We start from the raw sequence: 18799 nt of genomic DNA, 5'->3' as shown, positions 1-18799 counted from the left end.
GAGGAGAGAGAGTTACTTCAAAAGCATCATCTTTTTTGAAATTGTATTTCCTTCGGTTTGTAAAGAATAATAATAAATTCCTGTTGATAAATTTTCAGCATTCCAATTAATAGAATATGTTCCTGGATTTTTATATTCACTAACAAGATTTTCAACTAACTGCCCAAGAGAATTATAAACTGATAATTTTACATAAGCAGGTTTTGATAATTTGAAAGTTATTGTTGTTGATGGATTAAATGGATTGGGATAATTTTGATATAAAACAAATTCAGAAGGAATAAATTCACTTTCTTCAATTGAACTTGTAACACTATAATTTGTATTCTGCGGGTCATAATTTGTCCAGCCTTCATCCCAGCGTGGGCTGCCAGGTGCAAATGCACCAATATAATTTACTTTTGTAAAGAATGGATCATTTAATCTGTCGTTATTAAAGTTTGCTGCATTAACAGCAGGAGAATTACTGTTTGGAACTGGATTAGGAGAAGATAAATTGAATGGATCAATCAAATTTACATCTGTGCTCAAATTAAATGTTTTATTGCCAAATTCTGTATTGTTAAACCATGCAGCTACATCAAAACTATTAACATTGGTAGTTAAATTTTTGCCTGTTTGAGAACCAGCAATAATTGTATTTCTAATTTGTAAATTGTTTGATAATGCGCCATCAGCAGAATTCTGACCATCAATCAAAAGTCCAACTGGATAACCCATAATAATTGAATTATAAATAGAAGTAAGAGTTGACCTTCTTAAATGTGCTCCTCTTTTGAAATTCGGATTAAATTGTGTGAAGTCAGGAGTGGATAATGGTCCAATTAAAGTAACATTAGAATATATTGGCTGGGTTCTTGGTTCATTTAAAGTTCCTGTTCCATCATTATCTGATTCAAAGCCATTGCTGCCGCTTATATCTGCAATGTTTGGGTCTCTGAAACCAAAAAGGAACTGACATTTACCTCGGTAACCAAAATCTGTATCAAAATCATCATCGAGACCTTTATAAGCTATCAAGTATTTACAATTAACTGTTCCACCAAACCATTCAAATGAATCATCACCACTGTAACTAACTTGAACATATTCAATTACAGTTTTTCTGCCTACCCCTGCTAATGTTAAACCATTAATTTCATTATCAGGTAGGAATGCAATGCCGGGAAATTCAATTCTAACATATCTAATAACACCGCTGCTGTCATCATCATTTGGATTATCACCACCACCGTAAATTGTTCCTGTACCTCCTTCAATCACTGCTGTTCCTCCAGGAACATTTAACTTTGCTTTTCCAGCTATGATTATACCACCCCAATCTCCTGCTGCACGCTGTCCAACAGGTTCTTGACTGGTAAATACAATTGGTTTTTCTTTGGTCCCATTTGCAATAATTTTTGCACCGCGATTTATAATTAATGTTCCTTTAGATGATTTTTCTCCATAAATTATTGTTCCTGCGGGTATTGTCAGAGTAGCAGGTTCATTAACATTTACAAAACCTCTTAATAAATATTTCTTGTTTGCATCCAGTGTTTTGTCTGAATTGATATTTCCTTCTAATACTTCATCGTAAGAAGCTAATTGAGCAAATGAAGATGATAAAGTAATTAAAGAAAAAAGTAATAATTTTAGAAATTGCTTATACATTAATACCTCCTTTTATAATTTATAAGATATGTTAAATGATAAAGACGAATTGTTGCTGTCAAGTCTTGCTTTTTTATTTCCCTGCATGAAAATTTTATTTTGTGCAAGAATATCTTTGACAGAGACTTTAAGTTCGATATTTTCTGTCAATTTATGATTTATCACAAGGTCAATGACATCACGTGGTTTTTCAATTATATCATCTTCATAAGCTGTTGCTACTTCTATAATTCTTTCACCAATACGGTTATACAATAAACTTATTGTTGTGCCGTAATCCTGCGTATTGTATGATAATGCTAAATTTATAACATAAGGTGATTGACCTTGAAGTGGTCTTCCTGTTCTGGAAATCGTTGTTTCTGTGCCCCTTACTGTTACTTCAGATTTTACTAAAGTATAATTTGTATTGATTGAAAAATTTGATAATAATTTTGTTATGCGTTTTAATCCAAATCTTGCTTCTAATTCAAGACCATAAACTTTTGCAATCTCAGAATTCATGAATGTTCTTTCAGAACCGAGTGCACTTCCAGTAACTACTACCTGCTCTATAGCATCTTTTATATCTTTATAAAAGAAACTTGCTGAGAATAATTCTCCAATATCAGGATAGGTTTCAAATCTTAAGTCGTAGTTTTTAACCAGAGCTCTTCTTAAATCAGGATTACCACGAACGGATGTTTGAGTATAAAAATCAAAATATGCAAATGGTGCAAGTTCTCTTAATTCAGGTCTGTTTACAGTTTGATTTGCTGCAAATCTAATATTGGAAGCATTAGAAATTTTATAAATCAAGTTAATTGAAGGAAGAATATCAATATTCTTTAATTCAAATAATAAATCTTTCTGGTCTGATAGATCTCTTGATTTTATTCTTTGAACTGAATTTTCTAATCTTGCCCCAGCAATTATTTTTAACTCTTTATCAAACAATGAAATGTTTTGATCTAACATTAAGTAAGCTGCAAAATAATTTTGTTCAGCTTTGTAATTATTTGTTCCATTCAAATATTCTTGAATTGAAAATCCATTCTTTCTGAAATTTTCAGGAGAAAAGATTTTATCTATTGGCAAATACAATAAGTTAAAATCCGTATAACCATTGCCAGGTGCATTAATTATTGTTCCAATTAATCTTGAATTAAAATCTCTATCTTTATTTTCATAACTACTTCCGAATTTTAATTTCAAAGTTGAAACAGGCAAAGAAAAATCAAGATTAACTCCTTTTGTATCTTCAGAAAGATTTGAATAAAATCTTCCGCCATTTTTCAGATTAACTTGTGGACCTAATAATGCAGCAAATTGATTATCACTGCCAAGTTCACGTGAATAAATTATTCTTCTGTAATCAGGTTCATTTCTGTGAGAAATTGAATTAAATAATTTCCACTCAAGTTGTAAATTGTTTAATGAACTGAAAAAGTGTTCACCGCTTAACTGCCCAGTATAAACTTCTCTTGAAGTAAATCTCATTGATGTTAAAATTTGTTCTGAGCCTGCATCAGTATACTGAGCGCCCTGTAGCTCCGAGACTTCATCATCTGATGTATGACTGTAAGTATTTTTAAAACTAAATTTATGATAATCTGTAAGCTTATAACTTAGATTTAATATTCCTCCCCATAAAGTTGAATATGTATATTGATTACCAGAATAATTAAATCTTGGTTCACCGCTTGCTTCGTATTCGTTTCTGTCTAAATGGATTTTATTAAATTGATTGCGATATGATAATGCAGTTACAAAACCAAACTTCGGTCCGAACAAACTTACTCCGTCTCCCAATGAAATCATAAAACCGCCATTCAAAGGTGCTTTGGTAGATTTTGTTGACCAATTATTCGGCAATGATTTTGCAAAATCTAAAATTTGGTTTGGAGAATAATTACCTTTGCTTAAATCAGAAGGAATGCTTGAAGGAAGACTTCTTGTGCCGTCATCAATGCCCAGAAAATCTAATTTGCCACCATTATAAGTTAAGAATTGAGAAAAAGTTATATCGGGAACATAAGAACCAGTAAATGAAATATTAAATTTTAGTTTATCAGGAAAATCAATTGTGTTTAAGTTGACAAGCCCGCCAGAAAAATTACCTGGTTTATCTGGTGTATAAGTTTTTTCAATTATAGTATTATCAAGAAGATTTGATGGAATAATATCGAAAGCAAAAGATTTTTTATCCGGCTCCGTGCTTGAAAGTGGAGCATTGTTAAGTCTTGCATCGCTGTATCGCTCGCTTGTTCCTCTAACAAAAATAAATTTATTATCAACTATTGAAATGCCTGTAACTCTTTTTAGTGCATCACTTGAGGTTGCATCTGGAGATTTTTTAATTTGCTCTGCACTAATACCGTCGCTGATTGAGATTGAATTTTTTTGTCTGTTTAATAATGCAGCTTCGTATGAATTTTCAGATTTACTTATAACTACAACTTCATCAATATTAATTGATTCCGGCTTTAATGCAACATTGATAATTGTTTTTTGCCCTGCTGTTACTTTTACATTTGGTATTTTTGTTTTTGAATAAGATATGTAACTTATTAACAAATCATATTCGCCTGGCTCTATATTTGATATAACAAAATTTCCTTCTATATCACTTGCAGCTCCATAGTTTGTATTAATGAGAACTACATTAGCTCCAATTATTGGTTCGCCTGTAGTTTCATCAACAATTTTCCCTCCTATGGAACCTTTGACTTTATTTTGTGAATACGCTGGATTTGTCATAAGAATTAAGTACAATAAAAGAAGATAAATGCTTTTGAAGCTGTTTGAATAGTTCGATTTACTCACTTTCTCCTCCTCTTGCATAATTAAATTTGCTGCTCAAACATAGAGAAGGAATGTTAACTCATTATTAACTGAATGTTAAGTAAATGTTAAGTTTAGGAATGCGTTAAAAGAAGTTATTGGAGAAAAATTTTTTGATATGAATTACTCTTGAATCAAATCCTTTCTGCCCCACATAATTAATTTGCTTTTTATAAATTCGATTGTTCTCTGATGTTCTTCGTTGCCATTACCACTTATAAACATTGGTTCTCCAAAACAAATTTTTACTTCTTTCAATGGATCTATTTTACCAAAATCTTTAAGATACTTTCCATTGCCCCATGCATCTGTAAGAAGCGCAATCGGAATAATCGGCACATTATTTCTTTTTGCTAATTTAATCCCAAGTGTATTAAAACCCGATGGATTTATAAATAATGTTCTTGTTCTTTGAGGAAAAATTATTATTGATTTCCCATTTGCAAGTTTTTCACTCCCTTGATTTAATACAGCCATTAAATCTTCTCGAGGATTTTTCCTTGAAACCAAAATTGGATCTCTTGCTGCAGAGATTGGACCAAACAAAGGAAATCTTACAAGCTCTTCTTTCATTACAAAAACAATTCTTTTAACAGGATGAATTATGCATGGGAAAATAAAAGTTTCCAGAACACTCATATGATTCGAAACAAAAACAACAGGACCGTCAACTTTCCTTAAATTGTTCATTCCCTCAATGTGAAATTTAATTCCCGTTTTTTCGAGTCCCCGCATCATATCGAGAGAAGAGTAAATCCATTTTTCGTCGTCATAGATTCCTTTAACTGCCTGACGATTGCAATAAACAACAATTCGAAGTAGATGGAAAAAATAAAAATAAAGTGAAGGAAAAGGTTTTTTATGATAATTGTTAATTGTTATATATTCATCTTTCTCAGCAATAATTATGTTTTGGTTTTTCATAAAAATTTATAAAAAGTTTATAAAAATATGTTAATTAATTTTCTATCTTCAAAAATCAATTAATAATTTTATAAAACCATACGATAGTTAAATGCATCTAAAATCACAAACCTTACTAAAATTTATGGAGGAAAAATTGGAAATAAAATACTCACTTTCAAAGGAATTAAATCCTGAAGATGTTGCAAATGTTTTTCGAAATTCTGGCATTAGAAGGCCTTATGATAATTTGGAAAGAATAAAACGAATGATAGAAAATGCAGATATAATTATTTCTGCATGGAGTGATAAAAAATTAGTTGGTATAGCAAGAGCATTGACTGATTATTCTTATTGCTGTTATTTGTCAGACTTAGCAGTTGATAAAGAATATCAAAACAGGGGAATTGGGAAAAAACTAATTGAGATGCTAAAAGAAATAATCGGTGAAGAAGTAGCACTAATATTAATTTCTGCGCCTGAAGCCATAAATTATTATCCTAAAATTGGATTTGAAAAATGTGAAAGAGCATTTATCATTAATAGAAAAAGATAATATTTAATTTGTGATTATTATTTCAAATTATTGAAGATTCTTATTATGGAATAAACAAGGCTTTATAAAAATCGATAAGGTCAATTTTCAAATTCTATTTTCTTGAACTACTTTAGAGTTACATTTCTCTATTAACATTAAACCCTTTTGGGGTTTTGATGTAGTTAAGAAAAAATTTTTTTATTAATACTTGACTTTGTGACCCCAACGGGAATCTTCCATAGGAATCCCTTTGGGAGAACCCGTGTTTTCACCTTGAAAGAGTGATTAATTTTTTGGGGAATTATTGAGACTTGACTTTGTGACCCCAACGGGAATCTTCCATAGGAATCCCTTTGGGAGAACCCGTATTTTCACCTTGAAAGAGTGATTAATTTTTTTGGGGAATTACTGAGATCTAACTTTGTGACCCCAACGGGAATCTTCCATAGGAATCCCTTTGGGAGAACCCGTATTTTCACCTTGAAAGAGTGATTAATTTTTTGGGGGAATTATTGAGAAATGACTTTGTGACCCCAACGGGAATCTTCCATAGGAATCCCTTTGGGAGAACCCGTATTTTCACCTTGAAAGAGTGATTAATTTTTTTGGGGAATTATTGAGACTTGACTTTGTGACCCCAACGGGAATCTTCCATAGGAATCCCTTTGGGAGAACCCGTATCTTCACCTTGAAAGAGTGATTAATTTTTTTGGGGAATTATTGAGACTTGACTTTGTGACCCCAACGGGAATCGAACCCGTATTTTCACCTTGAAAGAGTGATGTCCTAACCGTTAGACGATGGGGCCTCTAAAACTTTATGTGGGGTGAGCAATGGGACTTGAACCCATGACCTTCTGGGCCACAACCAGATGCTCTAACCAACTGAGCTATGCTCACCATTCAAACTTTTATCAGCAAATTTAGACAGATTCTTCCAATTAAATTTTGTGGATGAATCTCTTTCCTTAAATTTGAGGCTTTTAGTTTATCTAATTCAATATAAAAAGAACTTCATAATTCATACGCCAGAGTGGACTCTCCCAAAGGGACTCCTTTGGAGGAACCACTAACCCTCAGCTTTTGCTTCGGGCTTTTTTACTCAATATTTCAAGAACATTTTTGTGTACGCCAGAGTGGACTCGAACCACTAACCCTCAGCTTAGAAGGCTGATGCTCTATCCTATTGAGCTACTGGCGCATTTAAATTTGAAGATGAGCAAGCAGCTACAAACAAAAATTGAAAGAACTCAATATGTCGGGGAGACAGGATTCGAACCTGCGACTTCTTGGTCCCAAACCAAGCGCTCTAGCCGGGCTGAGCTACTCCCCGATATCCATATTTTCAAAAAATAATTTTAACTGGATTAGATTACCCAGTCCATAATAATTTGGCTTCCAAAAATATATCTTTGATTCAGAAATGTCAATTTGGTATTTATAATTATTTTTTACTCTTTTCTTCTTAATTAAAGACTTTCTCAAATCCTACACAATACAGGAATATAAAATTGAATATTTCTATCTTTGTTTCAATAAATAAAATGAGTTTATGCCAATCACTTTTTATTTATCGAACAGGTATATTAAATCAAAAAAAGATTCCCGATTTATTTCAACAATTTCTACTATTACAATTTTAGGAATTGCGATTGGTGTTTGCGTTGTTATTATTGCGCTAACTGTGCTTGATGGCTTTCAAAAAATTGTAACAGAAAAAATAATCAATCTAAATTATCATATTAAGATTACTTCATTTGGGAAAAGAAACCTGCCAGATGAACCTGAAATTCTTAATCTTATTAAAAATCAATTTCCAAATGACATGGAAAAAATTGACCCATTTATTTCGAAGCTCGCAATTATAAAATCAAAAAAATTAACCGAAGGAATAACTATTACCGGATTAAAAAAAGAATCTTTCAACATTATCTTAAAAAATTATATTGTTGAAGGAAAGATAAGTGATTATAACAACGATAAAATTATTTTAGGAAAAAAATTAGCAGAAAAACTCTTTGTAAAAGTTGGTGACAAAATTACTCTTTTTTCACTTAAACACGACCAAATACCTTCTCCTGAGAATCCTCCTTCAATTATGCAATTTCAAGTTGAAGGAATTTTTGAAAGTGGTATGGCTGACTATGATGACTTGAATGCGTATATAAGTTTTCAAAGTGCACAGGAATTATTTGGAATGCAGAATGAAATTTCTGGCTACAATCTTAAACTAAAAAACATTTCGAATATTAATTTTATTGCCGATAAACTTCAGGATTTACTTGGTTATCCTTATTATGTTCAAACAGTTTTTAATATACATCAAAATATTTTTACATGGCTAGAACTTCAAAAAGAGCCGATACCAATTATTCTTGGTTTAATAATTTTTGTTGCAACTTTTAATGTTGTTGGAACATTATTGATGATAGTGCTCGAAAGAACAAATGCAATCGGGATACTTCGTTCACTTGGGGCAAGCAGAAAATTGATATTAAAAGTTTTTCTACTTCATGGAATTTATTTAACTATTTCAGGATTAATTCTTGGAAACATCCTTGCTTTTATTTTAAGCATGATTCAAGAAAAATTTGATGTTATTTCTCTTCCAGAAAAAATTTATTTTGTAACTAAGGTGCCTCTTTTTATTACTATAAACAATTATTTACTTGTATCAATTATCACATTTGCTGTTTCTGTAATTGCATCACTTATTCCTGCTTTTGTTGCATCAAGAATTCAACCTATTTCAGCAATCAGGTTTGATTAAAATGATTGAACTATTTATTGCAAAAAGATATTTAAGAACAAAACACAAATTAAATTTAATAACAATAATTTCTTTTCTATCAACTGCTGGAATTGCAATTGGCGTTGCAGCACTCATCATTGTTCTTTCAGTTTTTAATGGCTTTAGTTCTCTTGTTACATCAATTTTAATAAGCTTCGATCCTCACATTAGAATATCAATTACTGATGAAAATGCATTTTCAAAAATTCATGAATTAGAATCTGCTGTTAAAAAAATTTCTGATGTTAAAACATATTACCCTTTTGCCGAAGGGAAATCACTTCTAATCAATAAAAAAAGTTATGAAATTGTTACACTCAAAGGAATTCCTTCATCGCTGAAAAATGAAAATTGGGGAATACCAACTAAAATTATCAGCGGGAAATTTGATATTGAAAATATTGACAATGCTAGCAAAATTATTTTAAGTCTGCCCTTGGCTCTTCGCCTTTCTGCAAGAATTGGTGATGTAATTTATGTTACGTCTGCTTATAATATTGAAAGAACTATTACTTCTTTATCACTTCCTTCAACAAGAAAATTTGTAGTCACAGGAATTTTTGAAACTAACAATCGCGATTATGATATTTCTTATGCTTTTACATCTTTAGAATCAGCTCAAAAATTATTTGGGTTGAAAAACAATTTTACAGGTTATGAACTTCGATTAGATAAAATTGACAAATCAGAAAAAGTTAAAAAGGAACTACAGAAAATTCTTCCAGCAAATTTATTTTCTGCTAATACTTGGTACGACCTTCACAAAGATTTATATAGTGTAATGACAGTTGAACGATGGTCTGCTTACATTTTATTAAGCTTAATTATCGCTGTTGCCACATTTAATATTTTTGCTTCGTTAACAATGACAGTTCTCGAAAAGAAAAAAGACATTGGAATTTTACGTTCAATGGGGTTAGAAAAAAATTCTATCTTGAAAATTTTTATGCTGGAAGGAATTCTTGTTGGAATTATTGGAACAATTATAGGAATGACAATTGGCTTATTAATCTGTTACCTGCAAATAAAGTATAATTTTTATCCTTTGGACCCAACAAAATATATAATCAGTGCAATGCCGGTAAAAATTCAATTAACTGATATAATTGCTGTAGGATTGATGGCAATGTTTCTTTCTTTTATTGCATCACTTTATCCGGCAAAAAGAGCTGCAAATACAATAATTATAGATTCAATAAAGTATGAATGAAATGAACAATTACATCATTGAAGCAAAAAACATTAAAAAATCTTTTTACAAAACAAAAGAAAAAAAATTAGAAATTTTAAAAGGGATTTCTTTGAATGTTGAAGCTGGTAAAATTACTTTGATAGTTGGAGCATCTGGCGCAGGCAAAAGCACTTTACTCCACATTCTTGGTGGACTTGACTTGCCTGACAGCGGTGAAGTTATAATCAAAGGGACAAACATATTCAAACTTGGTGATGATAAATTATCTTCGTTCAGAAATAAAAATATTGGATTTGTATTTCAATTCCATCATCTTCTGCCTGAATTTGATGCTTTAGAAAATGTTGTCATTCCAATGATGATTAATGGAACCTCATTGAAACAAGCAGTAAAAAGAGCAGAAGAATTGCTTGATATTGTTGGATTAAAAGAAAGAATGCATCATAAACCATCGGAACTTTCTGGCGGAGAACAACAAAGAGTTGCAATTGCAAGAGCTTTGGCAAATGAACCCTCCATCATTCTTGCAGATGAACCAACTGGAAATCTCGATTCACAAAACAGCGAAGCAGTTCATAATCTTTTTGTTGAACTCAATAAAAATTTTGGAATAACATTTTTAATCGTTACACACAATCCATCTTTAATTAATCTTGGAGATTATGTTTTTGAAATGAAAGACGGATTGATATTTAATTCAGAGAGAATCAAGAATTAAGAAGCAAGAAGATTATAAGTGTATTTGCATTCAAAGACCAAAGAATTTTTTGATTTTATCTGCAAGGATTTTAATTCTCGATTTCACATGCATTTCTGATTCTGAAATTTTATCCACATTTATTGACTGTCTTTCAGCAATAACTTTTCCAAATTCTTCTACAAGATTTGTTCTATTATGAATTATGGGTGATATTACATCTTTATTAATCTCAAATATCAAACATTCTGTTCGTGCTTTTACTGTTGCAGAACGAGGTTCCCCTGTGAATAACGACATCTCACCAAAAAAATCTCCAGCTGTTAAATTTCCCACATGAACATCAATTCCTTCTCTGTTTTTTACAAATACATTTAACAATCCCTCAACAAGTATAAACATTGAGTCACCTTCTTCTCCTTCATTAATTATCACATCATTTTTATCAAATGTTTTTACCTGAATATTAGTTGCAATACTGTTTAGTTCATCATTATTCAGAAATTTCAATAGTTCAATGTTTTGAAGAATTTTTTTGCGGTCTTCTATTAAATTAGTGTCATAAAATTTACGCTGATAATTTCCAATAAAGACATCATTCTTCTGTGAAGCAGGATAAATTCCAGCATAACTTAAATTCTCAAGAGATGATTTTAAAACCATATCATTAAATTCAGAAGGTTTTACTTCCTTCCATGGTTTCAGCCAGTAAACTAATTCATATACAATGCCAGATTCATTTACACTATTTATTAAAATTTGTGGTTCAGGTGCATCAGTAATATTTTTTTCATAGTAAATATTTTCAATTGATGATTGCAAAATTCTTTTAACTTTCTCGATGGGTATTGAGTGGTCAAGACATATAGTTGCACTATATTTTGAAAATTCTTCGAGTGCAGTATGGTTTTCAATTAAAATATCAGACAAAATATTCATTGGAATAAAAACACGATTATTGTTTTCATTTCTGATAACAATTGAACCTCGTGTTATATTCTCAACTTTTCCTGTAATCAGATTATTTCCATTTTTATTTTTGATTGTTATCCAATCTCCAACATTAAAAGGTTTAATTCTCGCAAAAGTTTCTCTTGGAAATAAAGAAAGAACTTTGGGCCTAATTGCCATTTGAACAAGCAGTAGTAAAATAAAAACAGTTATCCAGAAAAAATCAAACTCTATCCAGAATACATTTTTTAAGATTATAGCAGTTGCAGCTGTGTAAATGAGAGATGAGACAAGTTCTTTGCTCCATTCTAATGAAATTTTTCTTATTGATATTTTTAATATCCTGTCAAAGATGAAATTATTAATTAAATAATTCAAAAGATAAGCTGATGAGTACCAGAAGAGAAGATTCACTAATATCATAAAGACATAATCTGTAGGATATTCTTTGTAATTGCTTACTGTTACATAAAAAACATTTGTAAAGTTTAGAAAACCAGTGAATACAAAAATTATTGCAGCTACAATTATTTGAGATTTTTTAGTGTAATTCATAAATCATTTTCTCCTGAGATTTGTCATTCATCATTCATCAACATAAAATTCTAATGCAAATATGAATATTAAATTTCTTCTCTTCAGAATTAAATTACAAAAGTCCAGCTGAATGTATAGCATTAAATAATAATTTGAAAGTGCCGAATGTCCAGTGTCTGTTTTGAACTTTGAAGCCCATAAGAATTACATGACCAGTTTTTTGTTTTACATCAACAATTGCTGCTTTTTTGAATAAATAATCTTCTCCAAGTAAAAATCCTGATTTTAACAAATTGCTATCGGGAAACCGAACGACAATACTTCTATCATATTTCCCAAATGGAATTGTTGTTGAAAATGCAATATTATCACTCACATAAGCAATGGCTTCTTCTTCCATTCCATATCCAATGGGATTTGTATTATCAACTGTTATTCTTAAGAGTGAACCAGGACAGAAGAATTCATTGCTTTTAAGATTTTTGAGAACATTGGTTACTCGTAAACCCAAGTCTTCAATTGCAAAATTGCATGATTCACCTAGTGTAATTAAAAAACCACCATCTTTTTCAACAAAGTTTTTCAGATTTTCAAGACCTACTTTTCCAATACCGCTGTCATATTCAGCAGGTTTGGGTCTATAAAATCTTGTAGCATCACCGCTTGGTTTTCCATTTTTAATCAAATCTCCGCTCATATCTGGAATAATAATAACATCATACTTCTGTTTTAATTTTTTCTCCTTAAAATCTTTATTGTGAATTGTAACAAAATTGAATTCAAAATTCTCCAGCAGCAATCTTGTCCAGCCTTCGTCCATATTTGCTGTCCATGGTTGATATAATGCTACATTTACTTTCTTTAGTTCTTTCAATTTTTCTTTTGGAATATCTTCTGCAATATCGAATTGAAGATGTAATTCCTTTGCTGCTTTGTTTATAACTGTTTTTGATTTTTCTGATACTTCAACAATCACAGAACCTTCATTAAATACTTTCCCATTTAAAGAAAGTTTTTCAATGTTCCAATAAACTGGAATTTGATTTTTTTGTAATCGATTAATCAAAATAGAATTTACATTTAAACCGCTGCGTGCAATAAAATATTTTCCATTGTCGTTACTTACACTTCCGGATTGATATAAAGGTTCATCAATTTTTACAGAATTGACTTGAAATGGTTTATCTATCTGATAAAATTTTACTCCCATCAAATATGGCAATGTCCAACCAGCTACATCATAAGGGACTATAGGATTTTCACTTTTCGATTTACGAAGGTCTGGATAATTTTGTTCTTCAAATAAATCTTTTACATATCTGCCATTTGGTTGAGCCAGATAAATTATATAGCTATTTGCAGGATAAATTACATTATCAATCTGAAATTGTTTATCAGTGAAATTAACTTCAACGCCGCCAAATTGAAGAATCTCAATCATTTTTGATGTTGTAACCGGGTCATTTTGTTCACGAGGAATTATATAAGCAAATGGTTTTTCAGTTAAACCTTTTTGAATTGCTTCTTTTGCCATTCTGTAAAAGTTTAACAATAATTCTTCTTTATAATCTGATGATATTTTTATTAAAGCTTCTGTAAGAGCCAATTCATAATCAACAATATTACGAAGACGCCACCAGCCTCCACGCCATGGATTCGGATAATTTGTTCTTATGTCATAGGTTGTAATTTCATTTGTAACTTTTACTTCAGAAGGGTCAATATAAATTGGACTTGCAATATTGCAGCTTGCCATTTCAGAAAGCAAAGCAATTTGATTATGCCATAATCCACAATCACTTGCAGGTCCTTCCCACCAGGCTTCGAATAAAGCTTGATTAATAATTCCATTAAAACCAAGTTTATCAAGATGAAGTGCTGTTAAACTCCCAATTACTCCCTGCCATCTCCATATCAATGGATTTACATTTGGATTAATTGGGTCTTTATAAGGAACTAAAAATAATCTTGCACCATTACTTCCCATTTGATGTTCATCAAGCCAGATTTGAGGCAGCCAATCGTGATATGCAACTTTAATTACATTCCTTGTTTCAGGAAGATTGAACATGAACCAATCACGATTATTATCGTGCCCAGCATAAACATGATAGAGCCAGGGCATTGGAGCCCCGTCAAATTCTGTATTCAAATTTTTGTAATACCAATCAACAACCATCGATGTGCCGTCAGGATTAATTGAAGGCATTAAAATAAAAATGACATTGTTAAGTGCATCAATTATTTCTTTGCTTGATTTATTTGTCAGTAAATTATATGCTAATTCCATTGACATTTGAGACGACGCAATCTCAGTTGAATGAATATTACATGTAACAAGCACAATTATCTTTCCTTCTTTTGCAAGCAGCTTTGCATCTTCCTCATTAATTTTTCTTGGGTCAGAAAGTTTCTTAATAATTTCACGATATTTATCAACATTCTTAATATTTTCTTCAGAACTTATTACTGCCATAAACATATCTCTGCCTAAAGAAGTTTTTCCAATTTCTTGATAGATAATTTTTTTAGAAAATTGGGCAAGATGTTTGAAGTAACTTTGAATTGTCTCATAATTTGCAATTTTATAATCAGCTCCAACTTTGAAACCAAGAAATTCTTCGGGTGATTTTATTTGTTGTGAATAAAGAATTGTAAGAAACGAAAAAATGAACAGGCTAATTCGCTTTATCATTTCTTTCTCCAAAGTATTATTTGTCGATTGGAAATTATGAAATAGAAAAATAAATAGACAATATTTTTTTAGCTTATTAAACTAAATTCTAAAATTAGAAAGCCCTCCGATTCAAATAAGAAATGAAACACAAATGAAAAGTTTATGAAAGTATGAAACAGAGGAACAACTGACTAAACTTGAAAGAAGTGTAAATCAGCTGTTCCTGTTTTTTATTACTTCAAAAGAACCATTCTTTTTGTTTCTGAATAATTGCCCGCTTCAATCCTATAAAAATAAACTCCGCTTGAAAGATTATTTGCATTAAAATCAATTTTATAAATTCCTGCATATTGAATTTCATCAACGAGTGTTGAAATATGTCTTCCTAAAATATCATAAACAATTAATTTCACATGTGATTTTTCTGGAATTGAATATTGAATGGTTGTAACAGGATTAAATGGATTGGGATAATTCTGTTCAAGTGAATAATTGTTTGGTGTAGCTGCAATTGTTTCAACTGATGTAATTACTTTGCTTGGGACTGCTAAATAATCTACATACATCCAGCCCCATGACATCTGCATTTGAATTGTATTTTCTCCTTCTTTCAAATCAACATTTATCTTTTTTTCCTGCCATACTTTTATAGGACCATCAAACATAATTTCGCCAATACGAACTCCATTGACATTAATAAATTGTCCTTTTGGTGTATCATAGAATAAATTATAACCAATTGCTACTACATAAGTACCAGCTCCTGCATAATTGGTAAATGTCCATGTAATTGTAGCATTTGGGTCATTTGTTTTAATATCTACAAATGCACCGCCGCTTGCTTTTGAATCGCTAATAACAGAGATATTTGTACCTGTACGTTTTGCTCTTTCTGCTTCAAGTCTAACAAACTGCGGTGTTCCAACTTTTATCTGAATTTTATCTGAAGTTCTTTTATGGCCCTGATTATCTGTTGCAACAGCTTTTAAAGTATATAAACCAGCTTTTACATTATTCCATGTAATTGAGAAAGGTTCTGATGTAACTTCTCCAATTTTAAGTGTATCATTAGCAAAAAATTCAACAAGAACCACATTACCATCATTATCATAAGCATTTGCATCAATTTTAATTGAAGCATTTTCAGGAAACTCTGAATTATTAACTGGATTTGTTATTGAAACAATGGGCCAATCTCCGCCAATACCATTAACATCTACAGCAGTTTTGAAATTATCCCACATAAATTTTAAACTCTTTAAGATATCATCAACTTTTGTAACTTCATTATCTGTCCACGACCAAGCAAGTGCACCAGCATAACCATTATTATAGAGGGAGACATAAAGATATTCTTTAGGAATATCAAAAGTATTTTTCAAATGGAATTCAGCAACTACCAGAGGTTTACTTAATGCCCACAAAGTTGCAGGTCTATGAAAAGGTGAATAAGTTTTTCCAGCCCAGTCATAATAATGCACAGTATAAAAATCCAGAATGCCATCTTTATCGCCGCCAGCAGCAATCAGTCGTTCATCTGAGTAGTAATTATAATTTTGAATGCTTGTTACTTTTTCAAAATGTTTAATTATTTCATCAGCAGTTAAAAAGAATCCATATTTTTTGAAGAATCTCTCTTCCATATCTTTCTTATCAGCTTCGCTCATCAAAGAATATTCTGCACTTAATTTAGCTAATGGCGGTGGTGTAATATCAGTTAATGCAATAATATGCCATGTTCCATTTGTAACTTTTGCAGTTGAATCTGTTCTATGAATTGCACCAGCACATAAATTTACAAATCTTTGAATTGCAGACATTGGAACATGTTGAATATCAGGCCAGCCATATTCATTGCTCATGCCTTCAGGTTCATTAAAAATTTCCCATGCTATTATTGCTGGATGACCTTTTAGAGAATCTACCATTGGAATTAAACAATTATTGATATATGCGCGCGTGTAATTTGTATCGAGCAATAATTTTTTATTTCGATCAAGAACTGTTTGACTTTTATTTGAACGAAGCATATCGAATGACCAGAGAGTAAGAATTACGCCAACCTCTCTTTCCCATGCAAGGTCAAGAACATTTTTTATATCTGATATAGTATTTTTACCTGGACCAATTACATATCCATTTTGGTCAAATTGAGGTGTTGCAGTACCATCGGTATGAAGCCACCATCTTACAGCATTTCCCCCATTATCATGGATTGAAAGAAAAATTTCTGCAAACGAATTTAAATCTGTTTTGCCTGCTCCAATATCTTGCGCAAAACTTAACCATGCTAAGTTTGTTCCACTTAGAAATAAATCCTGATTATTATACCTAATTCTGTTATTCTGTGAAAATAAAATATATGAACATGAAAAAGTTATGATTGTAAATAACTTCAAAAATTTCATTTCCACTCCCAAAAAGTTTTTTGCAAGGGAAGGATTAAACAATTAAAGTGCCAGAGAGAAAAATTTAATCTGATAAAAATGATAAAGGTAGCAGGCTTGATAATCTTATTAATATGATAAAAAATTATTATAAAGATAAATTCATCAAGTAATCAATCATAAGTCTTACACCAAAACCTGTATCATAATTTTCTGTGTAGTTATTTGATTTGTGTTTTATTGCTGGTCCAGCAATATCGATATGTGCCCAAGGAATTTTTTCATCAACAAAATGCTCAAGAAACTTACCTGCAGTAATTGCACCGCCCCAGCGAGGACCTAAATTAGCTACATCAGCAATATCACTTTTTATCATTGACTTATAATCATTCCAGAATGGCATACGCCATAATCTTTCATAAGTTTTGTAACCGGATTTAATTAAACTATCAGCAAGATTATCGTAAGAAGTAAATAAACCAGCAGCAATTTCCCCGAGTGCAACAACACAAGCTCCTGTTAATGTTGCAAAGTCAATTATTTCATCTGGTTTTTGTTGAGACGCAAAATGAAGAGCATCAGCAAGTATAATTCTTCCTTCAGCGTCTGTATCTTTAACTTCAATACTTTTACCTGATGAAGTGATAATTACATCACCCGGCTTATAAGATTTGCCGCTTGGCATATTTTCAACTGCAGGGACAATCCCAATTAATTCAATTGGCAATTTCAGAAGTGCTACTGCTTTCAAAATACCAATTACAACAGCTCCGCCTGCCATATCAGCTTTCATTTCAACCATGCCGCTTGTTGGTTTTATTGATAAACCACCTGAATCATAAGTAACACCTTTACCAACCAATGCAATTTTTTTCTTTGGTTTAATCTTGGGTTTGTAATTGCATACTATCAAGCATGGTGGATTTTCACTTGCATTTCCAACTGCAAGTATCGCATTCATTTTTCTTTTTTCTAATTCTTTTTTATCAAAAACCTTAACATCGATTCCATATTTACTCAATTCTGTTTTTGTTCTTGTTGCAAAATCCATTGGAGTCAAATTAATCGGTGGTTCATTTACTAAATCCCTTACAAAATAAACAGCAGACATTATTTTCTCAGCATCATCAATTACTTTGCTCAGAACTTTTGTATCGGTGTAATGAATTTTAACATTGATATTTTCTATCTGCTTTTTATCTGATTTATATTTATCGAAAGTATAATTTCCCAATGCAAGTCCTTCAATCATCGATTGGATGAGATATGAAATGTTATCAAAATAATTTTTGAAATGCTCGAAAGCAGGAGTAATGATATGAATAGTTTTTATTTTTTTATTCTCCAATGTTTTAATTAAGCCGGCAAAATAATTTCTGAAGTAGTCCTGATTGAATTCTTTATCTAATTTTATTTTTTTTATGAATACTGCAGAAGGTTCGCCTTCAGTGCTGTAATAAATTAATTCATCATTTTTTTTATCAAGAAAATTTTTTCTTTGAAGATTTCCCAATTTTAATCCAAGAGAATCAAAAAAATTTTTAAGCTGATTTTCAAGTTTTTCGCTGTCAATAAAAAATTTTATCAATGCTGAATTCTCTTCAAAACTAATTGAATCATCTGCTGCTTTGAATCTTAGATTAAACAACAT

General features: G+C 31.2%; 11 protein-coding genes and 4 tRNA genes. 4 read left to right on the top strand and 11 right to left on the bottom strand.

Features of this window, described 5'->3' with window-relative positions; translation table 11 throughout:
- Window positions 1-12 precede the first annotated feature (12 nt).
- The 3 genes from AC27L2_RS09110 to AC27L2_RS09100 form a co-directional block, all read right to left on the bottom strand.
- Entirely contained in the window at window positions 13-1653 is a 1641-nt protein-coding gene (locus tag AC27L2_RS09110; protein ID WP_487211453.1) for a T9SS type A sorting domain-containing protein, read from the bottom strand.
- A 12-nt stretch (window positions 1654-1665) separates the two neighbouring features.
- Window positions 1666-4458: a TonB-dependent receptor gene (locus tag AC27L2_RS09105; protein WP_487211452.1), complete on the bottom strand. Its 2793-nt coding sequence runs from the start codon at window positions 4456-4458 to the stop codon at window positions 1666-1668.
- A 141-nt stretch (window positions 4459-4599) separates the two neighbouring features.
- A complete protein-coding gene (locus AC27L2_RS09100) occupies window positions 4600-5400 on the bottom strand; it encodes a lysophospholipid acyltransferase family protein (RefSeq protein WP_487211451.1) in 801 nt (266 codons plus the stop codon).
- Between the two features lie 136 nt (window positions 5401-5536).
- Here AC27L2_RS09100 and AC27L2_RS09095 point away from each other — a divergent pair, with 136 nt between their 5' ends.
- Entirely contained in the window at window positions 5537-5935 is a 399-nt protein-coding gene (locus AC27L2_RS09095) for a GNAT family N-acetyltransferase (RefSeq protein WP_487211450.1), read from the top strand.
- Window positions 5936-6653: 718 nt separating this feature from the next.
- Here the strand turns inward: AC27L2_RS09095 and AC27L2_RS09090 are convergent.
- From AC27L2_RS09090 to AC27L2_RS09075, 4 genes are all read right to left on the bottom strand, one after another.
- Window positions 6654-6725 (bottom strand) — tRNA-Glu (locus tag AC27L2_RS09090).
- 14 nt (window positions 6726-6739) lie between these two features.
- Window positions 6740-6816: transfer RNA gene (locus AC27L2_RS09085), tRNA-His, on the bottom strand.
- A gap of 227 nt (window positions 6817-7043) precedes the next feature.
- Window positions 7044-7117: transfer RNA gene (locus tag AC27L2_RS09080), tRNA-Arg, on the bottom strand.
- A 57-nt stretch (window positions 7118-7174) separates the two neighbouring features.
- Window positions 7175-7249, bottom strand: a tRNA-Pro gene (locus AC27L2_RS09075).
- A gap of 219 nt (window positions 7250-7468) precedes the next feature.
- Between AC27L2_RS09075 and AC27L2_RS09070 the strand changes: the two genes are divergently transcribed.
- From AC27L2_RS09070 to AC27L2_RS09060, 3 genes are read left to right on the top strand one after another with little or no spacing between them, the layout of a single operon-like run.
- On the top strand, window positions 7469-8686 hold the full coding sequence (locus AC27L2_RS09070; RefSeq protein WP_487211449.1) for an ABC transporter permease: 1218 nt from the start codon (window positions 7469-7471) through the stop codon (window positions 8684-8686).
- A gap of 1 nt (window position 8687) precedes the next feature.
- Complete coding sequence (locus AC27L2_RS09065; protein WP_487211448.1) at window positions 8688-9917, top strand: FtsX-like permease family protein; 1230 nt, start codon at window positions 8688-8690, stop codon at window positions 9915-9917.
- Between the two features lies 1 nt (window position 9918).
- Complete coding sequence (locus tag AC27L2_RS09060) at window positions 9919-10617, top strand: ABC transporter ATP-binding protein (RefSeq protein ID WP_487211447.1); 699 nt, start codon at window positions 9919-9921, stop codon at window positions 10615-10617.
- A gap of 30 nt (window positions 10618-10647) precedes the next feature.
- On the opposite strand, the gene AC27L2_RS09055 is transcribed toward AC27L2_RS09060, so the two are convergent.
- The 4 genes from AC27L2_RS09055 to AC27L2_RS09040 form a co-directional block, all read right to left on the bottom strand.
- The gene (locus tag AC27L2_RS09055; protein ID WP_487211446.1) at window positions 10648-12102 is read right to left on the bottom strand and encodes a cyclic nucleotide-binding domain-containing protein; all 1455 of its coding nucleotides are present in this window, start codon (window positions 12100-12102) and stop codon (window positions 10648-10650) included.
- Window positions 12103-12196: 94 nt separating this feature from the next.
- Window positions 12197-14779 (bottom strand): M14 family metallopeptidase, encoded by a 2583-nt coding sequence (locus tag AC27L2_RS09050; RefSeq protein WP_487211445.1) that lies wholly within the window; start codon window positions 14777-14779, stop codon window positions 12197-12199.
- A gap of 215 nt (window positions 14780-14994) precedes the next feature.
- Window positions 14995-17169, bottom strand: coding sequence for an Ig-like domain-containing protein (locus AC27L2_RS09045; RefSeq protein ID WP_487211444.1), 2175 nt, complete (start codon window positions 17167-17169; stop codon window positions 14995-14997).
- 127 nt (window positions 17170-17296) lie between these two features.
- Complete coding sequence (locus AC27L2_RS09040; RefSeq protein WP_487211443.1) at window positions 17297-18799, bottom strand: leucyl aminopeptidase; 1503 nt, start codon at window positions 18797-18799, stop codon at window positions 17297-17299.

The organism is Rosettibacter sp. KY25 (genome assembly GCF_057554405.1).
The sequence above is the reverse complement of the archived record's forward strand: the minus strand, read 5'-3'. Positions and strand labels throughout refer to the sequence as shown.

What these genes read in the sequence shown, in the direction of transcription:
- AC27L2_RS09070 (WP_487211449.1), top strand. Translation starts at nt 7,469, where the DNA reads ATGCCAATCACTTTTTATTTATCGAACAGGTATATTAAATCAAAAAAA.
- AC27L2_RS09110 (WP_487211453.1), bottom strand. Translation starts at nt 1,653, where the DNA reads ATGTATAAGCAATTTCTAAAATTATTACTTTTTTCTTTAATTACTTTA.
- AC27L2_RS09065 (WP_487211448.1), top strand. Translation starts at nt 8,688, where the DNA reads ATGATTGAACTATTTATTGCAAAAAGATATTTAAGAACAAAACACAAA.
- AC27L2_RS09100 (WP_487211451.1), bottom strand. Translation starts at nt 5,400, where the DNA reads ATGAAAAACCAAAACATAATTATTGCTGAGAAAGATGAATATATAACA.
- AC27L2_RS09060 (WP_487211447.1), top strand. Translation starts at nt 9,919, where the DNA reads ATGAACAATTACATCATTGAAGCAAAAAACATTAAAAAATCTTTTTAC.
- AC27L2_RS09055 (WP_487211446.1), bottom strand. Translation starts at nt 12,102, where the DNA reads ATGAATTACACTAAAAAATCTCAAATAATTGTAGCTGCAATAATTTTT.
- AC27L2_RS09040 (WP_487211443.1), bottom strand. Translation starts at nt 18,799, where the DNA reads ATGTTGTTTAATCTAAGATTCAAAGCAGCAGATGATTCAATTAGTTTT.
- AC27L2_RS09045 (WP_487211444.1), bottom strand. Translation starts at nt 17,169, where the DNA reads ATGAAATTTTTGAAGTTATTTACAATCATAACTTTTTCATGTTCATAT.
- AC27L2_RS09050 (WP_487211445.1), bottom strand. Translation starts at nt 14,779, where the DNA reads ATGATAAAGCGAATTAGCCTGTTCATTTTTTCGTTTCTTACAATTCTT.